Origin of the sequence: Amycolatopsis sp. NBC_01480 (assembly GCF_036227205.1) — a bacterium.
Classification (GTDB): Bacteria; Actinomycetota; Actinomycetes; order Mycobacteriales; family Pseudonocardiaceae; genus Amycolatopsis.
Genome location: NZ_CP109442.1, coordinates 9,697,300 through 9,723,664, shown reverse-complemented (window position 1 = coordinate 9,723,664; position 26,365 = coordinate 9,697,300). Strand labels below are relative to the sequence as shown.

The window sequence follows — 26,365 nt, the reverse complement described above, 5'->3', positions numbered from 1 at the left end:
CGCGGCTGGCACTTCTCCAGCCGCGACATCGGATCCGACGTAGCGCATGATGTTGTGACGGTGAACCGAGCGGGGACCGCCAGTCGCCGGCCAATCGAGTGAGATGGGGATACGTTGCGTCGTTCTGTGGTCATGAGCCTGCTCTGCCTCGCCGCGCTGCTCGCGGCGATGGTGTCGCCGACCGCGGCGTCCGCCGGGCCGGTGGACTTCTACCAGCCGCTCTCGCCGCTGCCGGCCGGGCCGCCTGGCGCAGTCATCCGCACCCAGCCGATGCCGGCTCTGGCAACCGCGTTGACCGCGACGGCCACCACGGTCATGTACCACTCCCGCGACGCCCGCGACGCCGACATCGCGGTCACTGGCACGGTGTTCACTCCTCGGCTGCCCTGGCTCGGCGCCGGTCCCCGGCCGTGGGTAGACCTCGCGGTCGGCACCCAGGGCCTTGGGCAGCAGTGCGCGCCGTCCAAGCAGTTCGCCACCTCCACCGAGCAGGAACTGGAACCGGTCACGCTCCTGCTGGGCCAGGGCTGGGGCGTCGTGGTCAGCGACTACGAGGGTTACACCACCGGGTCCACCCCCACCTACGTCGCCGGGGTCTCCGAGGCACACACCGTGCTGGACATGGCCCGCGCGGCCGCTTCCGTGCCGGGAACGGGCATTTCCCCGGCGACGCGGTGGGCCACCATGGGCTACTCCCAAGGTGGCGGCGCGTCGAGCTGGGCGGCGTCACTGGCCCCGGCGTACGCGCCGGACCTGCGGCTGATCACCGACGTGTCCGGCGGTGTGCCGGCCGACATCGCGAACGTCGCCGAATCACTCGACGGCAGCCTGATCGGAGAGGGCCTGCAGCTGTACGCGCTGATCGGCCTGCAGCAGGCCTACCCCGCCCGGTTCCCCCTCGACGGCTCCCTCAGCGCCGTCGGCAAAGCCACCGAAGCGACCCTGAAGACCCAGTGCGTGGTGCAGACCCTCGCCGGTTTTCCGCTGAAGAAGTTCAGCGACTACTCCACCGGCGAAACTATCCAGCAGTTCGACGCACGCCCCGACGTCGCCGCCGTGTACGCGGAGAACAACCTGATTACCCGACCGGCACCGACCATGCCCGTGTTCCAGTACCACGCCGCCCTCGACGAAATCGTCCCGCTCGGCCAAGCGCGGGCCCTGAACCGCGCCTGGTGCGCCGCCGGCGTCCGCGCCGCGTTCACTCTCGTGCCTGGTGACCACATCGCCGGCGAGACCGCCGGACTGCCCGCCGCGCTCGCCTGGCTGGGCGACCGCTTCGCCGGGCGACCCGCACCCACCACCTGCTCCTGATCCCACTGAACAGGCGGTAAAGAGCGACTCCTCGCCCAGGTCGGCTGCCCGGCGGCTACCCGTGCTCGTACGCGTTCACCTTGCACCGACAGCTCGACACCATCGTCGTGCTGCGACCCCGTCGACGTTCCGGCGCGGTCGCTGTTGACATAGCCGCGTTGCCGCTCAGGAGACTGGTTGGCCAGAGACCACGCGGCGAACGGAAGCCGGATAAATGGCCACCGCTCGCGTCATCGGGGCCTCATTTGAATTGTCATGCCTGTGAACCCCGGGCCGGCTCCAGAAACATACGAACCCTGCCGCGCACTCCGGCGCTCCTGTTCCGTCCGCCGGCTCGGCTCACCCCGCCGGATCCCGCGGCCCCGGAAAACCGGGTTGACGCGTCACCATCAGGAGGCCAACACACCCGCGAGCACGCTGACCAAAGCAATCAACTCCATCTGCCACTTCGGCACGGAGACCTGATCCTTTACCAACGCGCCAGCAGCAGAATTGCGTGCCGAGCCGGCCGTCGTGGACTACGGGCACGAGCCAACCGGGCGCGAACTGTCTCGAGCCTCCGTGCACCTGGAGCACGAACGCAATTCGTATGCCGCCCTGCTGCAGGCCACCCGGCAACACCTCGGAACAACGCCGAATCGCGGCGGGTGGCGTACGAGGATATCCGAGGTCGAGCTGATTGCCCCCCGACGGCAGCTCGCCCCCGGATACCTGTCGACGCGGGTGACCGGCATCCACCGATTTCCCGCGCATCAAGATCATCATGTATCGGCGAGCGGATGTGCCGCAGAACCGTGCCGATCTTCGCTGGATCACCGGATCGTGTCATCCACCGGAATTCTCCGGCACTTGCGGAAGTGCGGGATGCTGACCACGCGATCCGGCGGGCGAGCAGCGCGAACCGAATCCCGAAGGCCGGCGTCTTGCCTCAGGTATGGGGCCACTGGTCGACCGCGACGATGTCACGACTGCGTACCCACTGGGGCGGAATATCGTCGGCGCTGCGATCCGGCCGGATCGGCACCCAGCTCGTGTTCAAGAACCGATCGTGGAGCACGCGGCCCGCGACCGTCCCGTGCCGACGCGCCGGCACGTCGTCCCGGCGCCCTCCTGCGGTGTAGGTGACGCCCGTACCAGGACACAAGTCGGATGACGCCTCACCGTTCGTCACCGACCGGCCCAGGTGACCGAGCTCGCCGTCGTCCAAAGTTCCCTCCGCAGCCGAGCGCAAAATACCGGGTTCGCGATTTCGAACGATCTCAGTACCGCCGTCGCGCCACAATGCCCGAGCCGAGTGATTTCGCCGGCGAGAGCCCAGCTCGTTCGGGCAGCCCAGACGGCCCCCACCCCTCAAGCAGGACGCCTACCCCTATCGCTATCTCCCTTCGAGTGATAGCGGTGACACCGGGTTCGCGGCAGTCCCGTCCAACCGGAGCGACCGGGCGGAGCGAGGTGGCGACGACTGCGGGTACACATCACAAGCCGACGTGGTCGCGGATGCGTTCCGATAAGGACAGACGCGGAAATCCGACGGGCGGATGCTCGGCGAGCGAAGGCGCGTCGGATGACGAAGCGGGCTTTCAGCTGCGCCCGGGTGGCATTGCCGGCACAGCTGGAACTGGACGACGAGGAGGCGATGACGGCATTCGCGAAGTCGATGCCGTCGATGGCGGCCGCATCCGACGCCAATGTCGTCCGAGTGGTGCGCCTCATCCTCAGCCTCGACGCGCGGCGGGTCAGCGCCGACGCATTCGCAGCAGACCGTCGCCAGCATCGCGGTCCACGGGCGTTCTCCAAGAACAACGCCATCCCTCGCGTCCGGCGTGCCAGCACGGAACCGGCGGCGGTGGTGGCGCCGGCGCTCGGCCCGGCCGTGACTCAACGCACACCACCTGGGATCAAGCAGCCCACGGGCAAGTTCTGCCCGAGCGAAGCAGCCTGGCGGCTCGCTGAGCCGACTGGGCGCGGATCGCCTTGACGAGTTACGGAGGCCGGCACTGCCGAGGACTGAGCGCAGAGCCCGGACCGTTCCCCGGAGTCGCCACCGTTTGGGGGCGAACTCAGTAGTAGATCGTATGCGTTTCGATGATCTTTCTGGCCGCCGCTGTCGTGCTCAACGGCAGCACCGCGTTCGGCCGATCGACCAGGAAACGCTCCCGGAAATCCCGGTTGGATTCCCGCGGCATAAGGTCGATCGTCCGGTCCCAGTAGCCTTCCGACAGCGCGTCCTGGTTCCGGACGGCCGCACTGCAGGTTTCCTGCCAGGCAAAGCGAAGTGGTGGTGGAGGCCTGGCCCGATGCCACGAAACTTCTTGGCGTACGGCGAATCGGGACGTCGGCCGCACCGAGCGACGTGGCCACAGGTCTCCGGCAGGTCAGGACGAATGCCCAGCCTTTGGTTTTTTTGCTTTTTTTGACTTGTCCGGAGGTTTTTGCTTCGCAACCGGTTTTCCGGGCGAGTCGAAATCAGGCGCAGGTGCCGTACTGGCCGGAGCCCCCACCCCGGCCGGTGGGCTGGCTGAAGGGAGCACTCGCAGGGTCGCCCGGGCGGTCGGCAGCGTCCCGGCGACGGCCGAGGTCGTCGGCGATGGCACGAGACCCGGCGGCGGAGTCGCTTCCGGCGCGCGAACCATCAAAAGCGATGTCGCGAGGGCCGCGACGGCGAGCGACGAGCCTGCAACTGCCGCAACGCGCCTCCTCGCCCGACGCCCAGAGCGTTCGGTCGTGGCAGGAGGCCATGGCGACGACGTGACGAGCGCCTCGCGGATCTCAGCCGCCGTGGGGCGGGAAGCCGGCTCCCGGGCGGTCATGCGCCGGATGAGGCTCGCCATGGCCGCGGGTACGTCGGGAGGAATCCACGGTGACCTGCTCAGCCGGGCCACCGCCGCCTCCACCATGGTGCCCGGGTACGCGAGTTCACCGGTGAGACACTCGAGCAGGACCAGCCCGAGCGCGTAGATGTCGGCCGGCGGGCCGACGGGCTCGCCTGCCACCTGCTCGGGGGCCAGGTAGGCGGCGGTGCCGGCGACCGTGCCGGTCGCCGTGATACGCGTGACGCCAAGCGCATGGGAGATGCCGAAGTCGGCGATGAGCGGGACGGAGGCGCCGAGCAGGATGTTGCCGGGCTTGAGGTCGCGATGGGTGACACCGATCCGGTGCAGGTGGTCCAGGGTGTCCGCCAGCACGAGGGTCAGCGCGGTCGCCGGCCCGGGCGTCATCGGACCGGCGAGCAGCCGCTCGGCCAGGTTCTCACCCTCGACGAACTCCATGACCAGGTAGGTCTGGCCGTTTTCGCTTCCGGTGTCGAGCAGTGACACGACACCGGGATGGTCGATGCTGCGGTGGATGCTGATCTCGCGAAGGCGCCGGCGTTGCTCGATGTCGACGACGTCGTTGCGAAAGATCTTGATCGCGACATCCCGCCCGAACCGCCGGTCGTACCCCCGGTACACCCGCGCCGTTCCACCCACGCCGACCAAAGGGCCGACTTCGTAGCGACCGCCGCCCAGAACGGCGGGCGGGCCGGCCGTCGGCTCGTCGTGGCCGTCAAGCCGAGAACTCGTATCCACAGCGGCGCTCCGTTCCTGAATCGCGGCACCAGATACCACCGCGAGGCTCCGGTCAAACGGCGTTGGCACGTGACGTAGCACTCCTGCGCCTGCACGAGCGCCGGCCGGCGGTCTCTCGACCACCGCATGTTTGGCGAGATCGCGAAGCGGGCATCGGGGAGCAGTCCCCACCTCGCGACCGGACCCCGATCCGGCCGCCCGAACCGAAAGAGTCACCGTGATCATTCTCGGAATCATCCTGCTCGTGATCGGCCTGATCGTCGGCATCCCCGTGCTGACCACCATCGGCGCGGTCCTCGCCGTCGCCGGGGCCGTCCTCGCCATCCTCGGCGGCACCGGCCGCCGTATCGGCGGGCGTGCCCACTGGTTCTGAGCCCGGACAACCGGCACGCCGGTGGTCTCGGCCCGCGCCCGAGGTCACCGGCGTCACGGTGCGAAGGTCTCTCCGCTCGGCAGTCCGGACAGCATCACCATCGCGCAGAAGGACGTGAACGCCGACACCTCAGCGCATCCTGCGGATCACCTGGAAGCTGCCAGTCCGACGGATCGCACATGGCGCTGAACTCCCCGATGGTCATCGCGCATCGCAGGGTCTACTGCGCACGGCCGGGGATGCGGCGAGCAAGGCGCAGGAGCCGCTGATCCCGTCCACGAAGAACCCGGGACAGCTGATCAGCCGGCTCTCCGCGCTTCCCTCAGAGGGTGACTCGGCCATTTGCCGAACCCGATGGATCTGTTCGATCCGCGTGACTCCGACGTCGTCATCGCACAGATCCGGAAGCTTCCGGTTCCGGGCGGCAGTGGGAAGCGGGCAGCTGACCGAGGGCGCTCGGCGAGCCCACGACCAACGCTCAGCGCAGCACGGCCTCCGCGTCGCCGGTGCAGCCCAGTTCGCCGATGACCGGCGCTTCGAACGAGGCGAGCAGCCCCGGCGCCGATGCGGAAGACATGGAACTCGTACGTTTTGTGATCCCGGCGGCGGACTGCCGAGGGCGGACGCGTCCGCATGCGTCGCGGCCTTGTGCGGGACTTCGGTAGCAGCGCCGCGGACCGGCACGCCCGTGGTGCCGCCGCGGGAACGGCGCCGCGCGGCACCGGCAGCATGGCGCGGGTTCCCGCCGCGGGCGTGGACTCGCATCAGGTACCCGTACCCGCCGCCTGGTTCGTAGCGGGCGGGGCCGTGTGCCCGGCAGGTTTGGCGGATCGGTCCCGCGTGGCACCGGTCGGCGTCGTCCGCAGCGCCTGAATGGCTGCGGGTGTTCAGTGTCCACGCATGCCGGGCAGATCCGCCCACCCTGCGACGCGTGGCCGCTACGGCTACGGCACCGCAAGGTCCCTGCGGCGACGGAGCGCAAGCATCAACCTTCGACCCGGTGAATATGCAAACCGCCGATTCAGCGACCCTCTACTTCGAGTAGGTGTTGTTCGGAATCAGGGAAATCTCGGCCTCGGCGAAGGGGAGGTCGAGTGATTCTCACTCTTCGGAATGCTGGCACTCTCCGGCAGCTCTACGCTCAACCAATCGATTGATCCGGCTCGACACACAAATGATCCGGCTCGACACACAAATCGAGCCTACCCGGCAAGATCATCTTATCGCCACCCACACCGTCACACCCTCCGCATCAAACGCAGATGAGGGATCACCCGATGCACGCAGACCCGGCGCCGGAAAGTCCGCAGAGTGGCCATCTCGTGTCACTTCAGCACCAATTGCGGCTGCTCGCGGCGACAATGACCGTAGCGCCGGAGTCGGCGGAAGTCGTGATCATGCTGACCGGGGTGGCGCAGACCGCCGACCGTGCGGCGGACGATCTCGCCGGCTGCGCTCCGGAGGTCATCATCCTGGTGCGCCAGGCAGTGGGCTCGGCGGCCGAAGGCCGACACGAACTAGCCTGCACCGACCTCATCGCGGCTCACGGCAGACTCGCGGCGGTCCGGCGGGACCGGGTCAGGGTGCCCGGCCATTCTGCGCGCGGACGGTCGCCGGCACAGGAAGGCGACCCGGTTCGGATCACTCAGCCTGAGTCCGATCGCACCACCTGGTCATACCAGTGGTAGACACCGGGCGGTGAGTACAGCTGCCACCGCGTGGCCGGTGAGCCGCTCGACATCTTTCTGCGCGGGGCCGGCCTCGCTGATCCGTCACGCGAAGCGGTCGAACATCTGGGCGATGCCCCCACGCGGTGCCGGCCACCCGATCCGGTGATCATCACGCCTGGCCGTCACGACAGGGGAGCCACGCCCTCGTCTTCTGTGCTGACGTGATCGATGCGGCACGCCCCCCGGTCGTTTCGATCACGTCAGCCGGCTCGGCGGCAGGACCCCCCGCTTGCCGCCGAGCCATCCACGCCACAGCTTGTGCCTGGAGGAAGGCAGGCGACTGCGGTCGGCTGGTCGAACCACCTATAGCGGGCGCGGCCGGCGTCGCTGATCTCGTGCGGCCGAGGCGTTACGCACCCCTGGCCGCAAGCGTGCCGCGCTGGAAGACAACCGGGTGCCTGGTGCCGCACCGGCGTCGGGTGGAACCGCCTGCCAACCCGCACCGCGTCTCCCAGTACGGATCCGTGCCGCGGTACCCGGGAGGCAGACCGCGCCGGAGTTCCCCAACGTGCTGCGTACGACCCGGTCTTGGCACGTCCGGGTCGTACGGCTGCCGGCCTCCCGCGCTCCCGCGGATTCGGTCAGTTTCTCGACTGGGTCGCGGGACTTGCCCGCATCCCGCAGCCGCCGATCCCGCCCCGCGCGACGTTCGAGCAGATGAAGTCCGCCGCCCAGGCCGTGCTGAGGGGCGATCCCAATGCTCTGCACCTGTTGGCACAGGGGGTGAAGACGAAACTCCAGGAGTTCGTGCCGGGACGGCGCGGCAAATGACCCATCCATGCCCGGCTCGCCTGTGTCGCCGGGCTCCGTGCGTTCCCCGGGCAAGCCGGCTGCCTCGTGCCGCGCAGCGGCCGGGTCTCGCCGGGAGACTCACCGCCGCATCAGCCCTCGCGAGGCCTGGCGGCGCGGTCCACATTCCGGCAGCACCGGCGCGGCGCTCCCGGGCTGCTGGCTGGGAAGTACGACGTTCGCCGGCTGGTGCTCCCCGCAACCTGTTGCGGCCTTTGTTCCGCGTCAAGGAATGTCGCGTAGGTCAGCGACGAACGCGGCGTACACCTTGTCCCGGTCCGGGGCGCGAAGCGCCGCCGAAGGGTGCACCGTCACCACCGCGGTGGTGAACAGCCCGGCAAAACTCCTCAGGCGGATCGAGTGTCTCGCCGCGATGTCGCGTGAGCCGGAACGCGGTGCCGGACAACGACCGTGCGGCGGTGGCGCCGAGTAGCAGGACCAGCCGTGGTCGTAACGTCCGCACCTCCGCCACCAGCCGCGGCCGGCAGGCGATGATCTCGGAGCGCGCGGGCTTGTCGTGGGTGCGGCGTTTGCCCCGGAGCTTGAACTTGAAGTGTTTGACCGCGTTCGTCACGTAGAGCGAGCCACGGTCGATGCCGGCTTCCTCGAGCGCCTGGTCGAGCAGCTGACCGGCCGGCCCGACGAAGGGTGCACCCTCGCAGTCCTCCTGATCGCCCGGTTGCTCGCCTACCGCGAGGATCTCCGCCCGGCCGTTTCCGGTACCGAAGGCCGTGGCGGTCGCGTCGCGATACAAGCCGCAGCCGTGACAGCCCTCCGCCGCTCGGCGGAGCTCGCCCAGGTCGGTGGTATCCGGCGGCGCGGCGCCGGATTCGCTGTGGGCGGCCATCACCGCTCCGGACCTCGCGCCGCGGGCCGGTCGTGGTTCTCGGCCTGTGGAGCTCCGGCTTCGGCAGGGTCTGCGTTTCGGCACGCCCGCACCGCGCACCGGCCCTCGATCGCGCCGGGCGCCGCGACGAGCGGTGCGGGTTCGCGATGGCGTGCCAGGGGTCGTCGACGGATTGGGACATGGGACTGCTCCGTTCTTCCCCGCCCACCGATCACCTCGGATGGCGACAGGTCCGGTTGCCCTTCACCGGCAGCGACGAAAGGCTCTGCGCGGGCGGAGACCCGACGTTGCTCCACCGCCGTCCTGCCACGGGCAAGCGCGGCAACCCCGTCGGCCGGGAGCCGGGTCCTGATCACCGGGGCGCCGTGATTACGCGGCGGGTCATGAGACGCCATCGCGGAGTCCCGGTCGGCGCTCGGGGGTCATTCGGGTCCGGCGGCGTGTTTGACGAACGCCTTGGCTACCTCGCGGAGCTTGGTGTTGGTGTGCTGCGACTCCGCGATCAAGCGCTGCATCGCTTCGTCGGGACCGATGCGATGGATCAGCATGAGCATGCCTTTGGCCTGCTCAATGACTGCGCGGCTGTTCATGGCCTCTTCGAGCTGGTCGGCGCGGGTGCGGGCTTGCTGGTAGCGGTGTCGGGTGCGTAGCCCGGACGCGACGATGGTGGTGTAGACGGCGAGCAGCTGGGCGTCGACTTCCTGGAAGCCGTGATCGTCGAAGCCGAAGAGGTTGAGCGCGCCGGTGAGCTGGTCGTCGACGTGGAGCGGAGCGGCGAGATAGCTGCCGACTGCCACAGCTTCGGCGGAGGCGGCGAAGGCCGGCCACACATCGGCGGCCGCGTGGATCGACAGCCGGACTGTTTCACCGGTCGCGGCGGCGTGGAGGCAGGGGCCCTCTCCGGCGGCGTACTGACCGCGGTCGATGTCCAGGGCGCGTTTGTCGGTGCAGGCGGCGGTGTCCGGCACTCCGTCCTGGATCGCGGCGATGCTGGCCATGTCGGCGCCGGGCACAGCCCGCACCGCCTCGGCGCAGATGGTGTCGAAGAGGTCGGGCTCGTGCTCGTCGGACTCGAGTGACCAGGTGAGGGCGGCCATGGCAGCGGCCAGCTCGTCGAGTCGTCCTGCGATAGCGTGCCTGTTTGTCATCGTCCTCAGGGCCTAGGTCACCAGGCGACGCTCACCAGACGATCCCGCCGCGGTTCGCGCCGCTGCGGTCTCAACGGATCGGCGGGAACACTACCGCTCGACGTCCGGGGCCGAGCACGCTGCTCGGCAAACCAGCCCACCGAGGAGGTTTCGGTGGTGATCCGGTGGGCACGCGGCTCCCGAACGGACTCGAGGAGACGGAGCGGATGAAGGCCGTGGTGTGGCGCGGGGTGGCGGACATCCGGCATGAAGAGGTGCCTGATCCGCCGATCCTGGAGCCGGGTGACGCGATCGGCTGGATCGGCTGGATCGTTGTCCTTCCCGGGGGTAGCCGCGGGCGGTGGGGCCCGAGACGTGGGCGGCTTGCGTTGTTTGCCGGTACGGAGCGGCCGCGTTAAGCTCGCTGCTTAACGGTTCAGCCAATAGCCGTTCCTGAGGGGCCAGGGCGCGAGCGCCCGGTTTCGGAGGTGTCCGTCACGGCGGCCGCCTCCGGTGCGTTTCCAGGAGGCATACACGTGATCGAAAACCGGCCCTCGCTCGTCGAACTCGCGCCGGCCGCGGAGCTGGTGGTGGTCAGTGCGGACGGGATCACGACGGTCAGCGTTACCGGCGAGATCGACCTCGGCTTCACCGATCGGCTGTCCGAACAGTTCGCCATCGAGCTGGACCTCGCGCCCCGGGCGCTGATCATCGACCTGACCGCGGTCGGCTTCTGCTCGTCCCGGGGGCTTGCCGCGCTGGTGGCGGCCGATACCCGAGCGCGTGAAGCGGGCGTGCCGTGTGTGGTCGCCGCCGGGCAGCGCGCTGTCGTGCGGCCGATCCGGCTGCTCGGGCTCGACCAGGTGCTGTCGCTGTACCCGGCGATCTCCGACGCGCGCCAGGCGGTGGCCGAACGCCTTGCGGTGCCTGGCCCGCGGACCTCGACCACCGGGATCGACGCGGCTGAGCAGCCGGGCGGATACTGGGCGTGAAGCCCGGACGGGCGACCCGTACCGCCGCGAGCGTGTAGCTGGAACGCCTTCGGGCGGGGCCCGACGGGGACTGAGCACGGGATTCCGGCGCCCCCTCCAGGGTTTTGGTCGCGCACGGCCGCCCAGGGACAGGCGGTGGCGGACCTGGCCGTAGAGATCCCTGCCAAACCGGACGCATCCCGCCACTCCCTTCGTCGGCTGGGGAGTACCCGGAGCCAGGTGTGGTCACACGGCGTTCGGCTGTGCCGGAGGGCGGTCCCCGTCACTCGGCGCGCAGGGCGTCCGCGACCGAGCCGCCTGCTTCGTCGGCCTGTTCGCGCGGATCCTGGTTCGCTCGGCGGCGGCCAGACACGTCCTCCGGCGGGGCGACGGGTTCGACGTCTGCGGGCGCGGCATCGATACTCTCGTCCAGGTCCGTGGCCGGAGTGGCCGCCACCGGACGTTCGGGGGCCGGGCCAGGCTCGTCGTCCGGTTGTTCCTCGGCCAGCCGCCGGGCGATCGGCTCGCCCTCGCGCACCTCGGCCGGCGTCGTGCCGTACCGGCTGGCCGGGCTCAGATGTTCGGCCGGCTCCACCCCGGGCTTCCAAGGGATCGACCTGCAGGTCGTCCTCATCCAGCGCGGTCTGCGACCGCCACGGCGCCCTCCACACCGGCCGCGACCTGACCGGTGAGAAGCAGTGGCTCGCGGATCACACCAACCGCGCCGGCGCGGCCCAGGGCAGTCTGCGCGACGCCCTGCGGGGTGCGGACGCCTTCATCGGCGTGAGTGCCGGCGGCCTGCTTGGCGGAGGCGACATCGCACGGATGGCCGACCGGTCGATCGCCTTCGGGCTGGCGAACCCCGATCCCGAGGTCGTCCGGAGGCCGCCCGCGAGCATGCGGAGATCGTCGCGACCGGGCGCAGTGACGCGGCCAACCAGATCAACAACGTGCTGGTGTTCCCCGGGATGTTCCGGGGGGCTGCTCGACTCCGGTGCCACGCGGGTGACGACCCGCATGCTGCTCGCGGCCGCCCGGGCCCTGGCCGGTGTGGTCGGCGACGACCTCGACCGCGAGCACATCGTGCCCAGCGTGTTCGACGACGCCCTCGTCCCGGCGATCGCCGAGGCGGTCGGCGCGGCGACGGGCGCCTGAGCGCGTGACGTGGGTGGCCGGAACCGCCCGAGTATCCCCACCGGTGCCGAGCCGTGAGGAAGAGACCCGGGTAAGTCCGGTCGTCGTGCGATCGAACGCGATAGATGGCTGCTTGGGCAGCACGCTGGTGGCGATGTTGTCCGGGAAGCGGAGCAGTTCGTGGGAAGGGGCCGGGAGACCAGCCGAGCAGCCGGCAGATCAGCTGCCACGGCGCCTCCGGGCCGACGACGCGAGCCTGGACGTCGACGGTGCCGCTGCACCGGCAGGACAGACTGGTCGCCGGCGGCTACGGTCGAGGGCGTGATCGCGTGGGCTGCGTTCCTGCCGTCGTCGGTGTTGCTGGCGCTGGTGCCTGGTGCCAATCAGGTGCTGGGGTTGCGCAACGCGGCGTCCTTCGGAGCAGCGTCGGCGTTCGTGGGGGTGGCGGCGCGGTTCGCAGCGTTTTCCTTGCTGGCGGTGCTGACCGCGGCCGGGCTGGGTGCGGTGCTGGCGGCGTCGGCGGTGGCGTTCGAGGTCCTGCGCTGGTGCGGTGTGGCGTACCTGCTGTGGCGGGGGGTGGCCACGTTCGTGCGTGCCGGTCGCAGGGGCGAGGAGACAGGCCGGGCTTCACGGGGTCCGGCGTACGGATCTGCTGCTCGTCAGGAGTTCGTGACGGCGTTGACCAACCCGAAGGCGCTGTTGCTGTTCGCGTCGTTCCTGCCGCAGTTCACCACGCCCTCGGCCGGCCCGTGGGTTTTGCCGGTGCTGGCCGCGTGCTACATCGGCGTCGAAGCTGTCGCGGCCTGCGCCTACCTCGGGGCGGGGGTCGTGATCCGGCGGAGCAAGGGTGTTTTCGCGGTGTCCCAGCGGCGTCTGGACCAGGTGTCCGGGCTGTCGTTCCTGGGTTTCGGGGTGTACCTGGCGTTCGCGCCGCGCGGGTGACACCCAGCGCGGCGCGAAGCAGCGATGGTCGAACGGTCAGGTGGAGACGCGTTCGACGATCGCGGTGCCGATGAGGGAGTGCCCGACACCGAGTCCTTGCTGGATCTGCTGTTCGCACTCGAACAGCAGATCCAGCAGCTTGGCGTGGTGCGGGGTTTCGATGTGCCCGGTCATCCGGGTGGAGGCGTCGATGATGTGGTTCCACTGCTGGACCAGCACGCCGAAGAACGAGGCGATCTGCCTGCCGAGCACGATCGACGGGTCGGTGAACGTGGTCCGGCCGACGCGGGCGTGCGCGCGGATCGCTGCTTCCACGAACGCAGTGGAGTGACCGGCGGTCGAAGAAGCTCATGTTGTACGGCCACCGGGTCTGCGGGCAGTGCGGAGTCCACTCGATCGACTAGCGGCCGGGGGCGTCCACGATGAGAGCCACGGTGATCCTGGCAGTGACTATCCGCCGCATGATCGTGGTGAGCAGGTCGACCAGCTCGGCGTGGCTCAGGCGGGAGTTGCCGGCGCGCAGGGCGCGGACGGCGGCGATGCGGTGCAGGACTCGGTGGCTGCCGGCGGACGCGGGGATGAGGGTGGGCAACGGTTGCAGATGCAGTTCTGCCAGGAGGTGGACGAGCCTGCCGGAACCTGACGGTTGCTCCTGAGCGCGACTGATCACTGCTGGTGGAGTTCAGGCGTCCCCGGTCATGGTCTCGGTGGTGGGTGTTGCCGGGCGAGTCCGGCGAGCATGGTGTTGTAGGCGGCCAGGGCTTCTTGGTCGTCGTCGAGGTCGCGGATTTCGGAGATGGTCGCGCTGGCCGCGGTTCCGGGGCTGGTGCCGGCGAGTGCGGTGCGGCGCGCGGAGTTCAGGAATGTGCCGAGGTCGTTGCTTCGGGCGGGGTCGCCGAGCCATTGGGCGATGACCAGGACGGCCAGTGCCGCCATGAGGGTGTCGCCGCCGATCCACATGGCCGCGCCGCCCCAGTGCAGGTCCTGCAGCGGTGTCGGGCCCCAGGTGCGGTGTTGGGCGGTGTAGGCGGGGAACGGTTCGGTGGGGTCATCAGCAGGGCCACGCCGACGACGGTGTCGACTACCATGCCGATGAGCAGGATCGCCAGGCGCAGCAGGTACGGCAGGCGCCACCGGATGGGTTCGTGCGCCGGCAGCGGAAGCAGGAACAGGTACCCGCTGGTGAGGTAGAGCAGGGTCTCGGCGTGGTGCAGCCACGGGTGGTCAGCATCACCTGCATGAACGGTGTCAGATGGGTGCCGACCAAGACGACGGCGTAGACCGCGAGCGCGACCAGCGGATGGGTCAGCACGGCCAGTAGGCCGTTGCGGCGCAACGCCGACAGTGCCCGCCGGTGCCGTGGTGGGCTGGTCCGGCGTAGGAGTTCCAGTGGCTGTCCGAGCACGATCAGCGCGGGGATGACGGTGATCAGCAGCAGGTGCTGTGCCATGCATCGAGAACAGCACGTGCGCGTACACCCCGACCACGCTGTTGAGCGTGAGGACGAGGACCGTCAGGCCGCCCAGGAAACAGGCCGTGCGCCGGCGGGGCCACCGCGGCGACTTGCCCACGGCGCGCAGGTATAGCACTGCCGCGACGAGGATCGCGGCGTCGGCCACCGGTTGGAACGTCCATGCTGTCACTGCGGCCGACCAGGACAGCGGGATCGCCGCGGGTGTCATGCGGGTGGGCTCGGTGGGGTGAAGGCGATTGCGCGCAGCCGGCCGGCGACGTCACGCCAGGTCTGCTGGCCGGGTTCGCGGGGTGCTCCGATCAGTGGCGAGAGCCGTGCCCACAGGTGAGGATGCGCGTTGCGGTAGCCGGTGAGCAGCCGGATCGTTTCCTCGACCTCGAGGACCCGGTGGGCCGGTCGCAGCCAGCGCTGGGCGCCGATGCGGATCTCGGCGGCTGGTACGGCCTCGAGGTTGCGGTACCAGTCGCTGGCCGGTCCCCGCCCGGACACCACGATCACCTCGGGTGGCCGGGTCGTAGCGGATGGTTTCGAGGACCGTCTCCCGGCGCTGTCCGGTGGTGCGTCCGACGTGGACGATGTAGACGAGGCGGTGGCCGAGCAGCCGCCCCAGGCCGGCGCGGTAGAGCACGTTGGGCGCGCGGAAGACCAGCTGCAGCCAGGCCGGGGGTTTCTCGGTGAGCAGGCCCATGATCATGCCCTTGTCGTAGCGGTGGCGGGGTGCAGGGCGGTGAGGACGGTCTGGTGGGTGATCCACCCGACGAGTGCGTGCGACGCGGGGTCGAGGACGGGGAGGCCGCTGCCCTGGTCGGCCACCAGCGCGGTCAAGGCGTCGCTGAGGGAGGAGTCCGTGGTCACCACGGGGGGGGAGTTCGGCGAGGTCGGCGATCGTGTGGCTGGTCCTCTGGTCGTTGTCGAGGGTTTCGGCGACGGCGCGGGCGGTCACGCAGCCGTGCTAGGCGCCGTCGGTGCCGGTGACGGGCAGGACCCCGTGGGCCGAGCGGGCCAGCGCCTGCGCGGCGTCGTCGAGGGTGGTGTGTTCGTCCAGCGGTTCGGGCAGGGGTTCCAGCACCGCGTCGACCCGCGTGCGGTCCAGGCGGGCAGGGGTTTTCGGTGCGTCGAGGTCGATGCCACGGCGGCGGGGTTTGAGGGTGTAGATCGTGTCGCGGGAGAGGGGCTTGCCGGTCAGGGTGGCGATGACGATCGCGGTGAGCATCGGCAGGATGATCGTGTACTGCCCGGTGAGTTCGAACAGCACGATCACCGCGGTGATCGGCGCCCGCGCGGCGCCCGCGAACGCCGCGCCCATGCCGATCAGCCCGTACACCCCGGGCGAGGCCGTCAGGCCGGGCAGCCACGCGTGGACGAGGATCCCGAACGCAGTGCCCGACATCGCCCCGAGGAACAGCGAGGGCGCGAACACCCCGCCCGAGCCGCCGATGCCGATGGTCAGGCTGGTCGCGATCATCTTCCCGGCCAGCAGCACCAGCAGGAACCAGAGCACGTATTTGCCTTCGACGGCGTTCTGCAGCACCGGGTAGCCCACGCCGTACATCTGCGGCAGCACCAGCAGCACCACACCGAGCAGCAGGCCGCGGGCCGCAGCCACTCAGGACCGCGCCACGCCCAGTCGCAGGCGTCCTCGATCCAGTACAGCACCCGGGTGAACAGCACCCCGACCGCGCCGACCACGACCCCGAGCACGACGAACAGCAGATACTCCACCGGACTGCGCAGCGTGAACGGCGGCAGCGTAAGGAACGCGCCACTGCCGAGCACCGCGCGCCCGACCACACTGGCCGCGACGCTGGAGAGCGCGACAGCGCCGAAGGACTCCATCGCGAAGTCGCGCAGGATCAGCTCCATCGCGAAGAACGGCCCGGCGAGCGGGGCGTTGAATGTCGCCGCGATGCCACCGGCCGCGCCGCACGCGACGAGCACCCGCAGGCGCGACTCCGGCAGCCGGTCCAGGCGCCCCAGCGTCGAACCCAGCGCGGAGCCGATCTGCACGATCGGCCCCTCCCGCCCGACCGAACCCCCGGAGCCGATGCACATCGCCGACGCGATCGCCTTGACCACCGTGACCTGGGCGGGGATCCGGCCACCGCGCTCGGCGACCGCGTACATCACCTCGGGGACGCCGTGGCCGCGGGCTTCCGGGGCGAACCTGGCCACCAGTGGCCCGTACACCAGACCGGCCAGCACCGGCGCGAGGAGCACGAACCACGGGCCGAGCGCGGGAAACCACGGGTGCGCGGCACCGCCGGCGTCGGAGTAGTCGGCGTGCCCGGAGAACAGGTGGGTGAACGAGGTGATCAGCCACCGGAACGCGATCGCGCCCAGCCCGGCGCCCGCGCCGATGGCGATCGCCAGGGCGACCAGGCCGGTGGAGCTCTCCCGCAGCCACCGGCCGACGGGCTGACGCGCCGGAACGGGAAGAGACTGCTTCACACCAACATTTGCCTCGACCATGTGTTGCAGTACGCAACAGTTGCTTAGTGCCGTACACGTGAGGTGGCGTACAGCGGGCCAGACCACCGGGTCCCGGCGGGCTCGCGGGGCTCGGCCCGCGCACCGGATCGGCCGCCGGTCGGGCACACTGTGGGCATGCCCCGCACCACGGCCGCAGGCTCCGCCACGGCTGCCGACACCGACATCGACGCGGTCACCGACGCCGTGCTCACCGCGTCACGGCTGCTGGTGGCGGTCTCGGCCCGGTCGGTCTCGGCGGCCGGGGACCTGATCACCCTGCCGCAGTTCCGGCTGCTGGTCATCGTGGCGACCCGCGGCCCGCTCAAACACGTGGCCCTGGCCGACTACCTCGGGGTCAACCCGTCCACGGCGACCCGGATGGTCGACCGGCTGGTCGCCGTCGGGATGGTCAGTCGCGAGCACAACCCCGCGTCCCGCCGCGAGATCACCGTGAAGCTGACCGCCGCCGGCGCCCGCATCGTCCGCCAGGTCACCGCGCGCCGCCGCAAGGAGATCGCGAAGATCGTCGCGAAGATGCCCGACACCGCGCGCAGCGGACTGGCGGACGTCCTCAGCGCCTTCGCCCGGGCCGGCGGGGAACCACCGGCGGGCACCACACTCGAAACCATCTGGTCCTGACCCGCCTACGGCGCACGGTGAGCCGCACTCACCTGCGGGAGTGTTTCCGCGCCGCCCGCAGGACCAGCACCGCGATGACGAACACCAGGATCAGCCCGCGGGCCGGAACCACGTGCGCCACGCCGATCGCCCCTCCGTCGCGGGTCTCGCCCCGAGCTAACCCCGGACAGCGCAGGCGGGCCGGTTCCGGCGCGGCCTGACTCCTGCCGGTGAAGATCGTCGCCGGGTCGCGCGCGGCGTCCGGATCAGCCAGGACCAGCACTTCGTCACCGGCCTGGAGTTCGACGTCGGCCGCCACTCGCAGCGGCCGTCCCGCGTGCACGACCAGGCTGATCCAGATGTCCCCGCCGAGCTGAAGATCCCCACTTGCGCGCGGCCGTAGGAACCCGGGGTGATCCGGACACGAATACGTCGGCGACCGTCCTGGTCGGCGGCCTGCGTTCCCTCGGGGCGATGCCGGCGGCGCGCGGCACGCTGTCCTCACCGACCGTCCCCAGGGTGCTCTCGGGCGACTTCTTCACCAACCTGCTTTCCCCGGGTACACGGGGAAAGCTCCGGAGTCCGAAGAACACATGGCGAGATCCGCGGCGCCGCCACCGGCGAGGGTGAAGCGGACCGGTTCGACCTCGCCTGAGGCGTCTCCACCGGCGCGCCTGGCTGATTCGCCAAGGGCGCGCTGGCGGCATTTCGGTGCGAGGGCGTCAGCGGCGGGGGAGTACGGAGAATTCGTTGCCCTCGGGGTCGGCGAGGACGATCCAAGGGTCTTCCTCGGCTTCGTCGAGCACCGTCGCTCCGAGCGCTACGAGCCGCTCGACTTCGTCCTGTTGCTCGATCGTGGTGGGCGCGAGGTCGAGGTGCAGGCGGTTCTTCACCTGCTTGCCCTCAGGCACGGGCTGGAAGAGCAGTGAGGGCCGGTCGGGCGCTTTCACCTCGACGTAGGTGACTCCGTGGTTGTCTGTCCATCGTTCGGTTTGCCGGTAGTCCAGAGCTTCGCGCCAGAACTCGGCGAGCGCGTCGGGGTGACGGCAGTCGAAGGCGACGGCGATCATCCGGGTGGTCATGGCTCCAGGGTGCCATCGTCTGCCGCGGCTCGCCGCGCATCGGTGGAGCGGGCGAGACGGGTCGGATGCGCCGGTGTCCTCGTTCAGCCTGCGGCACGCACCAGCGGGGGCGATGTCGACGACGCCACCGCCGTCTTCGCCACTTCTCCGCTGGGCCATGCACTCGCGTCGTTGACCAGTGCGCGTGCCCCGTTCACGGCGCTGGCGCCGGTACCCGACCGACGCTTGCGAGGAGACGTGATCGAGGCGCGGCATTCGCTGCGATGGCGGTCATGGCTTTGCGGTGTGCCCGTGATGGTGCCGCGCGTAGCGCCGGCGCAGGAGGTCCTGGCCGTAGTCGCCGCCGTGTGGGTGCGCACGATTGTGTGCACGTGAAAGGGCTGCGGCGACCCGCTTCGACGTCGGGATCGAGGTGGTCTCTCCGCCGGAATTGCGGTCGGCGATCGCCGAGCTGTCCCGTCGCGCTGGCCGCGCCGCGGGGGCCGGATAAGGACTTTGCACGCAGCGGCAACGTTTGTGCACAACGGCGGCAGCTGAGGCTGTTCGGCCGGGCGATAATGGCAAACGTGCTCAGATGGGTGGATCTCCGGTTCCGGAGGCCGAGGGCACGGCGGGCCGGGCGGCTCCGGGCCGCGTTCTCGCGCTGTTTCCGCCGCTAGGCCTGCGAAACGGAGACCGCTGTGTACTGGAGTGTGGTGGTGCCGATCGTCGTCGCGGTGCTGGTGCTGTTTGCCGTCACCAGGTTCCGGGCGGCCGGGCGCAAGCTCGACGAGTTGCTGGCCGAGATCGACGAGCCGCCGGACGAGCGTCAGGAGCACTGACGGATGTTCAGCGGTCCGGCTGATCCCGAAGGCGCTGCATTTCCCTTGCCGCAGCGCGGAAATCGCCCGGGCTCGCGCCGAATTCCCTGGTGAACGCCCGGGTGAAGTGGGACTGGTTCGAGAATCCGGCCTGACGGCTGATGCTTCCGATCGTTTCGTGCGCGCGCCGGGGGTCGGCCAGCAGGGCCTTGGCCCGGTCGAGCCGGGCGCCGCGCAGATAACTCGCGATGCCCTCGCCGCCGAAGATCTCGTAGAGCTTGGTCCGGGAGATGTGGTGCGCGGCGGCGATCTCGTCCACGGTGAGCCCGGTGTCGGACAGGCGGTTGTCGAGGTATTCCATGATCTGCTCGCGCCGCGCGTCGCGGGTCAGGGCGTGGTCCGGGTCGCGGCCGAGCAGCGACCGCAGCACGAGATCGGCCAGGCCGCTCAGATAGTGCATGGTCCCCACCGCTTCGGCTTCGCCGGACCGCGCGAGTTCCGTCGCCGACACCGAAAGCAGCCGGCGGAGCGAGGCGTCCAGCGGAAGGGACTGCATCAGCATCGGCCGGAGTTCGCGGTACGGCACGGTGAGCCGGTCCAGCGGCACCCAGAGCCCGGTGGTCCGGCCCCGCTCGCGGCTGAGCGCCTGGTGCGTGCCGGCCCCGGCGACCACCAGCTCGCCGTGGTGGTGGGTGAAGTCCGACCGTCCGTTGCGGACAGTCCACGACGTGCCCTCTCGCAAGTACAGCGCCGCGGTCTCGCCCAGCTCCTCCTTCAGCACCCGGACCGAGGGCAGTTCGCCGTGCGCGATGGCGAATTCGTCGATCCGGACCACGCCCACGTCCGCGTGGTGGTCCGCCTGCTGCGGACTGGCCAGCGACACCGAGGTCGTGTCGATCTTGTCGAGCTCGTGCTGGAACTGCGTCCAGGCGATGCCGCCGGGCGTCCAGCCGAGGGTGTGCCGCTGGACCAGGGGGCGCAGGGGACTGTCCGGCTGGGACACGCCGTCACCTCCGCGGGCCGGCCTGGATTATTCAGGTGCGATACGCGTGATTCTGGGACGCGCCGGTGCGGAAGTCAAATATGCGATAACGGCTCATCCCTCGTCCGGGTGAGGACGAAAAATGCACACCTCGGCAAAAACCGGGACAACCGAACCGCCGTGTCCGGCCCGATCCGTCTTACAGTGGGCGCCCACCCGAGGTGACCAGGAACCTTTTCCCGTTGCCGGTCCCGTGCGCGCAGGAAGGGACGAAAAAGATGACCCAAGTCGAAATTCGGGTACCCGCGGCCGGTTTGCCGGTCCGGCCCGACGCCGGGCCCGGCCGGTTCCTGGTCGTCTGCCCGTCGCTGTTCGTCCGCGAGGGCATGAGCCGGCTGCTGGAGCAGTCGGGCGGCGGCGCCGTGGTGCACGCGGCCGCCACCATGGACGCCGCGCTCCAGCTGGACCGGCTGCTGCGGCCCGCGTTCGTCTGGGTGCACGAGGAGGCCGATCCGCATTTCGGCTTCGTGCGGCTGTTCGCGGAAAGCCGCACGGACAGCCGGGTGGCGGTCCTGCTGAAGCCCGGTGAACGGGTCCGTGAACGGGCCGCGCTCGCCTTCGAGACCGGCGCTTTCGCGGCGTTCGATGCCTCGATCGCGTTCGATCAGCTCCTGGACGGCCTGCGCCTGGCCGTGCGCGGACGGCCCCATCTGCCGCCCTCGCTGCGGCTGCCAGAGGACCACCCCGCCCCGGTCCGCCCGGTCCGGCGGCTGCTCACCGGCCGCGAGGTCCAGGTGCTGCACCTGATGGCCGAAGGCCTGCAGAACCGGCAGATCGCGGACCTGCTGTTCATCTCGGTGGAGACCGTGCGCACCCACGCGAAGGCGACGTTGCGCAAGCTCGGGGCGCAGAGCCGCGCCGACGCCGTTTCGCGGGGTTTCCGGCTGCGCATCCTTTCCCCCGAAACCTTTCCGGCGCCGGTGCTTTTCCCGCGGCCGCCGAGAGCGGATTTCCCACTGCGCCGATAGTTTGCCCGTCCGTTCGGCCTTTTTGCCGATTCGTCCCGGCGGGTTCCCTTCCGTCGTTCGCCGCTCCGACACTGAATGCCGGTGAGGCGAGGAGAAACTCCGATGGAAGTCTGCCAGGCGCTGCGGCGCCTCCTTGGTGACGTCGAGATCGATCACGTTTTCCGCGACGCGCCGGCCGCGGTGCACCTCGAGGTCCGGGCCGGCGCCGAAACCGCGGTCGGCACCGGCACGCACGATCTGCTCCGCGGCACTTGGCGGATCGGCGGGGGCGGCAGGTCGCTGTACCTGGCCGTGTTCGATCAGGCGCGGACCACCGTGCTCACCCAGGGGCGCCGGATCGACGTCCCGGCGGGCCACTTGGTCGCGGGCTCCTCGGCGGTGCCGTTCACGGTGATCCAGGAGGGCGCCTGCCGGTGGCACCTGATCCGGGTCGACGAATCGGTGATCCAGCTGCCGCCCGCGACCGTCGACCGGGTCCTCTACCGGCCGTACGCGCTGAGCCCGCAGTTGCGCCAGCTGATCGAGAACATCGTGCCGATCACCGAAGGGCAGCCGGCGATCGGCGTCGTCGGCCTCGACCACTACCTGAGCGGGCTGGCCGAGCTGATCCTGCGTTCCATTCACGCCGCTGAACCCGACGCGGATCCCGGGACCGCGAAACGGGAGCACATCGAGCGGTACATCCGGCGGAACCTCACCGACGCCCAGCTCTGCGTCGGCTCGGTCGCCGCCGCTCACGCGGTCTCCCGGCGCCGGCTGTACCAGCTGTTCGGCGGTTCCGGTGTCGCGAGCTTCATCCGGCGGGCGAGGATCGACAAGGCGAAGGCGCTGCTCGCCGATCCGACGTACCAGGACCACAGCATCCGGCAGATCGCCGAATCGGTCGGCATCCGCAGCGCACAGCATTTCTCTCATTTGTTCCGTGACGCGACCGGTGAGTCGCCGCTGGCCTTCCGCCGGAGCGCGGCCGTTCAGCTCGGCGAGCGCAGTGCGAAATAGCCGATTTTCATGAACCGGTCGCCCGGCAGCCGGTAGAGGATCTTGCCCAGATATGCGCCGGGCACCAGCTGGACGAGTTCGTCGCGGATATCCCGGATCACCAGCCGCGGGTTGCCCGGATTCGTGTAGTCGATGGCCAGGACGTTGAGGTCGGGATCGTTTTTCCCGCGATCCGGGTAAGCGCTGAAATCGAAGGCCAGCACGCCGTCGGCGCCGTCGGTCATGGAGTACAGCGGCCAGAGCAATTTCGCGGGCAGCTTCGCCGTGCGGGGCATCCGGTTGATGCCGCCGGTCGCGCCGAAGCGTTTGCCCTGCCAGGGCATCCACATTCCGGTCAGCAGGCGGACTGCGTTGTCCAGCAACGGATTCGTGGTGGTGGTGACCAGGATCCCCTCGGTGGAGCCACGCAGCCCGTCCGGCGTGTCACCCCGCCGGAACAGCTCGTTCAGCTCCCAGTCCGTCGCCGCGCGGTTCGTGGCGGCTTTGGCCGAGAGTTCGCGGCACCAGTCCCAGGCTTTGGTGGCCGCCGGCTCCCGGTTGACGGCGGCCAGTTCCCTGATCTCGAGCAGCCGGCGCTCCACGGCGGCGGCCGCGGAATTGCCGGCCGTGCGTAAGTCTTCCATGGGAACAGTGGACTCGGCCGGGGTGCATTTCGGAATACCTCACGGAGGGGAGAACGGCGATCGGGTCCGCTGATCCGGGGTACGGTTCGCTTTCCCGAACCCGAGACGGATCGATTCCGGGGCGGACATCACCGAAGATGTGAGGATGTGGGCCGGATGGTGGATCAGGGAAAACGCCGGGTGCCGAATCGGCTGGCCGGGCGGCAATGGCATCAGCTTCCGGTGCCGAAGATGCCGATGCCCGCGCAATTGGCCGCGTTGCCGCTGCACCTGGGCACCTTGATCAGGATCCGGCGGCAGCTCCGAGAGGAGAATCTGTACGAGGTTCCGCTTGAGGCGGACCCCACCGCCCCGGCCAAGCCGGTCGAGCCGCCGGAGGAAGCCCTGCGCGCCCGGACCCCGGACGGCCGGTGGAACGACCTGTCGGACCCGGACATGGGCAGCGCCGGCACACCGTTCGGCCGGAATGTGCCGCCGCGCCTGACCAAACCGAACACTCGGATCATGATGGACCCGAATCCCCGTGACATCAGCAATCTGCTGCTGGCCAGGGACACGTTCAAGCCGGCGCACATCATCAACGCGCTGGCCGCCGCCTGGCTGCAGTTCGAGAACCACAACTGGTTCTTCCACGGCACCGGCGACCCGGACGACTGCATCGAGATCCCGCTGTCCGAACAGGACGATTGGCCCGAACGTCCGATGAAGATTCGGAGGACGCCACGTCATCCCTGCTCCCACATGAAGACCGACCGCGCGCCGGCGTACGTCAACGAGGAGACGCATTGGTGGGACGCCTCGCAGCTCTACGGCACCGGTGCGGCGAAGCAGAACAGCATCCGCAGTTACGTCGACGGCAAGATCAAGGTGCAGGACGACTCCCGGCTCCTGCCGCACGACGAGCTGCCCGGCGTGGACCTGACCGGGATGACCGAGAACTGGTGGACCGGCGTCGCGATGCTGCACACCCTGTTCTCCCGTGAGCACAACGCGATCTGCGACGCGATCAAGAAGGAGCACCCGGAGTTCAGCGACCAGCGGCTGTTCGAGGTCGCCTGGCTGACCAACGCCGCGCTGATCGCCAAGATCCACACCGTCGAGTGGACGCCCACGGTGCTGCGGCACCCGGCACTGCAAGTCGGCATGCGCGCCAACTGGTGGGGCTTGGCCGGCGAGACCGTCGGGCGGACCTTCGGGCGGTTCAGCGACCGGGACGTGGTGTGCGGCATCGTCGGCTCGCCGCCGAGCCATCACGGGGTGCCGTTCTCCCTGACCGAGGAGTTCGTCTCGGTCTATCGGATGCACCCGCTGATCCCGGACGACTGGTCGTTCTTCGACCTGGAAAGCGGGCGCCTGGTGGAAAAAGTCTCGTTCACCGAGATCCAGGGCGAGGCCACCCGGGCGTTCATGGACAAGTACAGCATGCCCGATCTGTACTACTCGTTCGGACTGGCCAACGCCGGGCGCGTCTGCCTGCACAACTATCCGAACGCGCTGCGCCGGCTGACCCGGATCGACGGCCAGCTGACCGATCTGGCCACTTTGGACATCACCCGGGACCGTGAGCGCGGTGTGCCCCGCTACAACGACCTGCGTGAGGCACTGGGCATGCCGCGGGCCAGGACGTTCGCCGAGCTGACGCCCAACCGGAAGTGGGCGGCGGAGATCGACCGGCTGTACAAGGGCGACGTCGATCTGGTCGACACGATGGTCGGGATGTACGCGGAGGAACCGCCACTGGGCTTCGGGTTCTCCGACACGGCGTTCCGGATCTTCATCCTGATGGCGTCGCGGCGGCTGCAGAGCGATCGGTTCTTCACCTCGCACTTCACGCCGGAGGTGTACACGAAAACCGGGTTCGACTGGGTGCAGAAGACCACGATGAAAGAGATCCTGCTGCGCCACCACCCCGAGCTGGAGACCGCGCTCGAGCATGTGGAGCTGCCCTTCGCCCCGTGGCCGGTGTCCTCGACGGGCGGGGGAGGCGGCCTGGTGCCGGATCGGCTGAAGGCCGGCGTCAAGGCGCTGAACCTGCTCAAGACCGTCGCGCGAGCGCCGCTCGACGACACCCGGGAGCCGCCGCTGTTCGCGCCGCAGCCGAAGTTCCCGTGACGGCGCCCGTGGTCCGCGAGTTCCCCGAGCTGAGCCTGCCGGAGAGTGTGGTGTTCACGGCCGTGCAGATCGCGCCGAACACGCTGGCCGGCTTGTTCAGCCAGCGCGACAACCTGGTGAAGGTCTTCGACAGCCTGGGCACCGACCTGCTCGCGTCACGGTTGCTCGCGGACCTGCGGGCGGCCCACCCCGGCGACGCGCTGTGGGTGCGAGTGCTGGGCGACCGGACGCTGCTGGTTTTCGGCGAGCCGCTGCTACGGGAGGTGCTCGACCGGTCCGGGGGCGATTTCGCATCCGACCCGGCGGTGAAACTGCGGGGGATGAGCCATTTCCAGCCGGAGGCGCTGACGATCTCCCACGGCGAGAAGTGGCGTGCGCGACGGGCGTTCGCCGAGGTGGCGCTCTCGCCGGGGAGCCGTGTTCATCCGCTGGCACCGCAGTTCCTTTCCGTGGTGCAGCGGGAGATCGCGGTGATGAAGGACGAGGCTCGGGCGTATTTGCTCGACTGGTCCCAGCTCGAAGGGGCGGTGGAAAGTATTGCGCGCCAGGTGATCTTCGGCTCCCGGGCCCGGGACGATCGCGACCTCACCGCGGCCCTGCACGCGATGATGGCCGAGGCGAACCAGGTGCACGGACTCCGGAAGTCGAGGCACTTCGATCCGTTTTACCGTCGGGTGGCGCACTATGTCCGGACTGCGGAGCCGGGCAGCCTGGTGTCCGGGCTTCCTCCGGTTTCGGAAGAGGTCAGTGCGCTCACTCAGGTGACGCATTGGGTGTTCGCGATGTCGGGCACGCTGGCCGCCAACGTGTTCCGGACGCTGGCGGTGATCAGCGGTCAGCCTTTGGTGGAGTGGCAAGTTCGCGACGAACTCCGCTCGGCGCCTACTCGGACGGCGTCCGATGTGGACGGATTGAAGCACCTGGAATCCTGCCTGTACGAGAGCATGCGGCTCTGGCCCACGACGCCGATGTTCGGCCGGCGGGCCACCGCGGCGACCACCCTCGGCGGGGTGCCGATTCCCGCCGGAACGCCGCTGCTGGTGGTGAACTCGTTCAATCACCGGGACCCGGTTTCGGTTCCGGAGCCGGACGCGTTCGTGCCGTCACGGCCGGCCGGCTACCGGTTCAACCAATTCAGCAACGGGAGGCAGAGCTGCCCGGGACGGGACCTCGCGGTGTTCCTGGCCAAGGCGATCCTGGCCGAATTGCTCGGCGATTGCCGATTCGTCGGCCAGGCGCAGTCGAGTATCGCCGACGGCGAACCGATGCCCGCGACGCTGAACCATTCTCTGCTGTTTTTCGCGATGGAGCCGGTGAAATCGTAGCGGGGCCCGGCTACCGTATCTATCCCCCCGCCGGGTCCCGCTCGGCCGGCCGCGCCA

The 26,365-nt window shown here is 69.5% G+C and carries 27 protein-coding genes and 4 pseudogenes; 14 read left to right on the top strand and 17 right to left on the bottom strand.

Features of this window, described 5'->3' with window-relative positions:
* Positions 1–132: 132 nt before the first annotated feature.
* Positions 133–1,314 (top strand): lipase family protein, encoded by a 1,182-nt coding sequence (locus OG371_RS45245; protein WP_329063596.1) that lies wholly within the window; start codon positions 133–135, stop codon positions 1,312–1,314.
* Positions 1,315–2,242: 928 nt separating this feature from the next.
* Here the strand turns inward: OG371_RS45245 and OG371_RS45240 are convergent.
* Positions 2,243–2,521, bottom strand: a complete 279-nt coding sequence (locus OG371_RS45240; protein WP_329063594.1) for a hypothetical protein — start codon at positions 2,519–2,521, stop codon at positions 2,243–2,245.
* A 357-nt stretch (positions 2,522–2,878) separates the two neighbouring features.
* Between OG371_RS45240 and OG371_RS45235 the strand changes: the two genes are divergently transcribed.
* Entirely contained in the window at positions 2,879–3,292 is a 414-nt protein-coding gene (locus tag OG371_RS45235) for a hypothetical protein (protein WP_329063592.1), read from the top strand.
* An 82-nt stretch (positions 3,293–3,374) separates the two neighbouring features.
* On the opposite strand, the gene OG371_RS45230 is transcribed toward OG371_RS45235, so the two are convergent.
* Complete coding sequence (locus OG371_RS45230; RefSeq protein ID WP_329063590.1) at positions 3,375–3,500, bottom strand: hypothetical protein; 126 nt, start codon at positions 3,498–3,500, stop codon at positions 3,375–3,377.
* Positions 3,501–3,689: 189 nt separating this feature from the next.
* Entirely contained in the window at positions 3,690–4,883 is a 1,194-nt protein-coding gene (locus OG371_RS45225) for a serine/threonine-protein kinase (protein ID WP_329063588.1), read from the bottom strand.
* Between the two features lie 217 nt (positions 4,884–5,100).
* On the opposite strand from OG371_RS45225, the gene OG371_RS45220 reads away from it, so the two are divergent.
* Entirely contained in the window at positions 5,101–5,256 is a 156-nt protein-coding gene (locus OG371_RS45220) for a hypothetical protein (RefSeq protein WP_329063586.1), read from the top strand.
* 1,277 nt (positions 5,257–6,533) lie between these two features.
* Positions 6,534–6,944, top strand: a complete 411-nt coding sequence (locus OG371_RS45215) for a hypothetical protein (protein WP_329063584.1) — start codon at positions 6,534–6,536, stop codon at positions 6,942–6,944.
* Positions 6,945–8,000: 1,056 nt separating this feature from the next.
* On the opposite strand, the pseudogene OG371_RS45210 reads toward OG371_RS45215, so the two are convergent.
* Both OG371_RS45210 and OG371_RS45205 read right to left on the bottom strand, forming a co-directional pair.
* Positions 8,001–8,622 (bottom strand): annotated as a pseudogene (locus tag OG371_RS45210) (UdgX family uracil-DNA binding protein).
* A gap of 422 nt (positions 8,623–9,044) precedes the next feature.
* Complete coding sequence (locus OG371_RS45205) at positions 9,045–9,770, bottom strand: ANTAR domain-containing protein (RefSeq protein ID WP_442876057.1); 726 nt, start codon at positions 9,768–9,770, stop codon at positions 9,045–9,047.
* A 515-nt stretch (positions 9,771–10,285) separates the two neighbouring features.
* On the opposite strand from OG371_RS45205, the gene OG371_RS45200 reads away from it, so the two are divergent.
* On the top strand, positions 10,286–10,741 hold the full coding sequence (locus OG371_RS45200) for an STAS domain-containing protein (RefSeq protein WP_329063579.1): 456 nt from the start codon (positions 10,286–10,288) through the stop codon (positions 10,739–10,741).
* Between the two features lie 262 nt (positions 10,742–11,003).
* Here the strand turns inward: OG371_RS45200 and OG371_RS45195 are convergent, their stop codons facing one another.
* Positions 11,004–11,315 carry a hypothetical protein gene (locus OG371_RS45195; RefSeq protein WP_329063577.1) on the bottom strand — a complete coding sequence of 104 codons (312 nt, stop codon included), beginning with the start codon at positions 11,313–11,315 and terminating at the stop codon, positions 11,004–11,006.
* A gap of 410 nt (positions 11,316–11,725) precedes the next feature.
* Between OG371_RS45195 and OG371_RS45190 the strand changes: the two genes are divergently transcribed.
* Positions 11,726–11,875, top strand: coding sequence for a hypothetical protein (locus OG371_RS45190; protein WP_329063576.1), 150 nt, complete (start codon positions 11,726–11,728; stop codon positions 11,873–11,875).
* A gap of 300 nt (positions 11,876–12,175) precedes the next feature.
* Positions 12,176–12,796, top strand: a complete 621-nt coding sequence (locus OG371_RS45185; protein ID WP_329063574.1) for a LysE family translocator — start codon at positions 12,176–12,178, stop codon at positions 12,794–12,796.
* A gap of 36 nt (positions 12,797–12,832) precedes the next feature.
* Here OG371_RS45185 and OG371_RS45180 read toward each other — a convergent pair whose 3' ends face one another.
* The 7 genes and pseudogenes from OG371_RS45180 to OG371_RS45150 all read right to left on the bottom strand — a co-directional run bounded on the left by OG371_RS45180 (position 12,833) and on the right by OG371_RS45150 (position 16,739).
* A complete protein-coding gene (locus tag OG371_RS45180) occupies positions 12,833–13,111 on the bottom strand; it encodes a hypothetical protein (RefSeq protein WP_329063572.1) in 279 nt (92 codons plus the stop codon).
* Between the two features lie 85 nt (positions 13,112–13,196).
* The gene (locus tag OG371_RS45175) at positions 13,197–13,388 is read right to left on the bottom strand and encodes a hypothetical protein (RefSeq protein WP_329063570.1); all 192 of its coding nucleotides are present in this window, start codon (positions 13,386–13,388) and stop codon (positions 13,197–13,199) included.
* A 104-nt stretch (positions 13,389–13,492) separates the two neighbouring features.
* Complete coding sequence (locus OG371_RS45170) at positions 13,493–13,930, bottom strand: cytochrome c oxidase assembly protein (RefSeq protein ID WP_329063568.1); 438 nt, start codon at positions 13,928–13,930, stop codon at positions 13,493–13,495.
* A pseudogene (locus OG371_RS47565) lies at positions 13,897–14,478 on the bottom strand (cytochrome c oxidase assembly protein); the annotation flags it as partial. The gene OG371_RS45170 and the pseudogene OG371_RS47565, both read right to left, overlap by 34 nt.
* Positions 14,475–14,762 (bottom strand): hypothetical protein, encoded by a 288-nt coding sequence (locus tag OG371_RS45160; protein WP_329063565.1) that lies wholly within the window; start codon positions 14,760–14,762, stop codon positions 14,475–14,477. The gene OG371_RS45160 and the pseudogene OG371_RS47565, both read right to left, overlap by 4 nt.
* Positions 14,763–14,960: 198 nt before the next feature.
* Positions 14,961–15,125 (bottom strand): hypothetical protein, encoded by a 165-nt coding sequence (locus OG371_RS45155; protein ID WP_329063563.1) that lies wholly within the window; start codon positions 15,123–15,125, stop codon positions 14,961–14,963.
* Between the two features lie 97 nt (positions 15,126–15,222).
* Positions 15,223–16,739, bottom strand: a pseudogene (locus OG371_RS45150) (chloride channel protein).
* 135 nt (positions 16,740–16,874) lie between these two features.
* On the opposite strand from OG371_RS45150, the gene OG371_RS45145 reads away from it, so the two are divergent.
* Positions 16,875–17,378 carry a MarR family winged helix-turn-helix transcriptional regulator gene (locus OG371_RS45145; protein ID WP_329063561.1) on the top strand — a complete coding sequence of 168 codons (504 nt, stop codon included), beginning with the start codon at positions 16,875–16,877 and terminating at the stop codon, positions 17,376–17,378.
* A gap of 28 nt (positions 17,379–17,406) precedes the next feature.
* Here the strand turns inward: OG371_RS45145 and OG371_RS45140 are convergent, their stop codons facing one another.
* A complete protein-coding gene (locus OG371_RS45140) occupies positions 17,407–17,700 on the bottom strand; it encodes a hypothetical protein (protein ID WP_329063559.1) in 294 nt (97 codons plus the stop codon).
* Positions 17,701–17,780: 80 nt separating this feature from the next.
* On the opposite strand from OG371_RS45140, the pseudogene OG371_RS45135 reads away from it, so the two are divergent.
* A pseudogene (locus tag OG371_RS45135) lies at positions 17,781–17,982 on the top strand (hypothetical protein); the annotation flags it as partial.
* A 97-nt stretch (positions 17,983–18,079) separates the two neighbouring features.
* Here OG371_RS45135 and OG371_RS45130 read toward each other — a convergent pair.
* Positions 18,080–18,439, bottom strand: a complete 360-nt coding sequence (locus OG371_RS45130; protein WP_329063557.1) for a VOC family protein — start codon at positions 18,437–18,439, stop codon at positions 18,080–18,082.
* Between the two features lie 680 nt (positions 18,440–19,119).
* Here OG371_RS45130 and OG371_RS45125 point away from each other — a divergent pair.
* A complete protein-coding gene (locus OG371_RS45125) occupies positions 19,120–19,260 on the top strand; it encodes a hypothetical protein (RefSeq protein ID WP_329063555.1) in 141 nt (46 codons plus the stop codon).
* 7 nt (positions 19,261–19,267) lie between these two features.
* Here OG371_RS45125 and OG371_RS45120 read toward each other — a convergent pair whose 3' ends face one another.
* Complete coding sequence (locus OG371_RS45120) at positions 19,268–20,242, bottom strand: helix-turn-helix transcriptional regulator (RefSeq protein ID WP_329063553.1); 975 nt, start codon at positions 20,240–20,242, stop codon at positions 19,268–19,270.
* Positions 20,243–20,499: 257 nt separating this feature from the next.
* Here OG371_RS45120 and OG371_RS45115 point away from each other — a divergent pair, with 257 nt between their 5' ends.
* Positions 20,500–21,249, top strand: coding sequence for a response regulator transcription factor (locus OG371_RS45115; RefSeq protein ID WP_329063551.1), 750 nt, complete (start codon positions 20,500–20,502; stop codon positions 21,247–21,249).
* A 102-nt stretch (positions 21,250–21,351) separates the two neighbouring features.
* Complete coding sequence (locus OG371_RS45110; protein ID WP_329063549.1) at positions 21,352–22,248, top strand: helix-turn-helix transcriptional regulator; 897 nt, start codon at positions 21,352–21,354, stop codon at positions 22,246–22,248.
* Here the strand turns inward: OG371_RS45110 and OG371_RS45105 are convergent.
* Positions 22,221–22,871 carry a hypothetical protein gene (locus tag OG371_RS45105; RefSeq protein ID WP_329063547.1) on the bottom strand — a complete coding sequence of 217 codons (651 nt, stop codon included), beginning with the start codon at positions 22,869–22,871 and terminating at the stop codon, positions 22,221–22,223. The two genes, OG371_RS45110 and OG371_RS45105, sit on opposite strands and share 28 nt — an antisense overlap.
* 156 nt (positions 22,872–23,027) lie before the next feature.
* On the opposite strand from OG371_RS45105, the gene OG371_RS45100 reads away from it, so the two are divergent.
* Complete coding sequence (locus OG371_RS45100; protein ID WP_329063545.1) at positions 23,028–24,983, top strand: peroxidase family protein; 1,956 nt, start codon at positions 23,028–23,030, stop codon at positions 24,981–24,983.
* Positions 24,980–26,308, top strand: a complete 1,329-nt coding sequence (locus OG371_RS45095; RefSeq protein ID WP_329063543.1) for a cytochrome P450 — start codon at positions 24,980–24,982, stop codon at positions 26,306–26,308. Before OG371_RS45100 ends, OG371_RS45095 begins: the two co-directional genes overlap by 4 nt.
* The last annotated feature ends 57 nt before the right edge of the window (positions 26,309–26,365 follow it).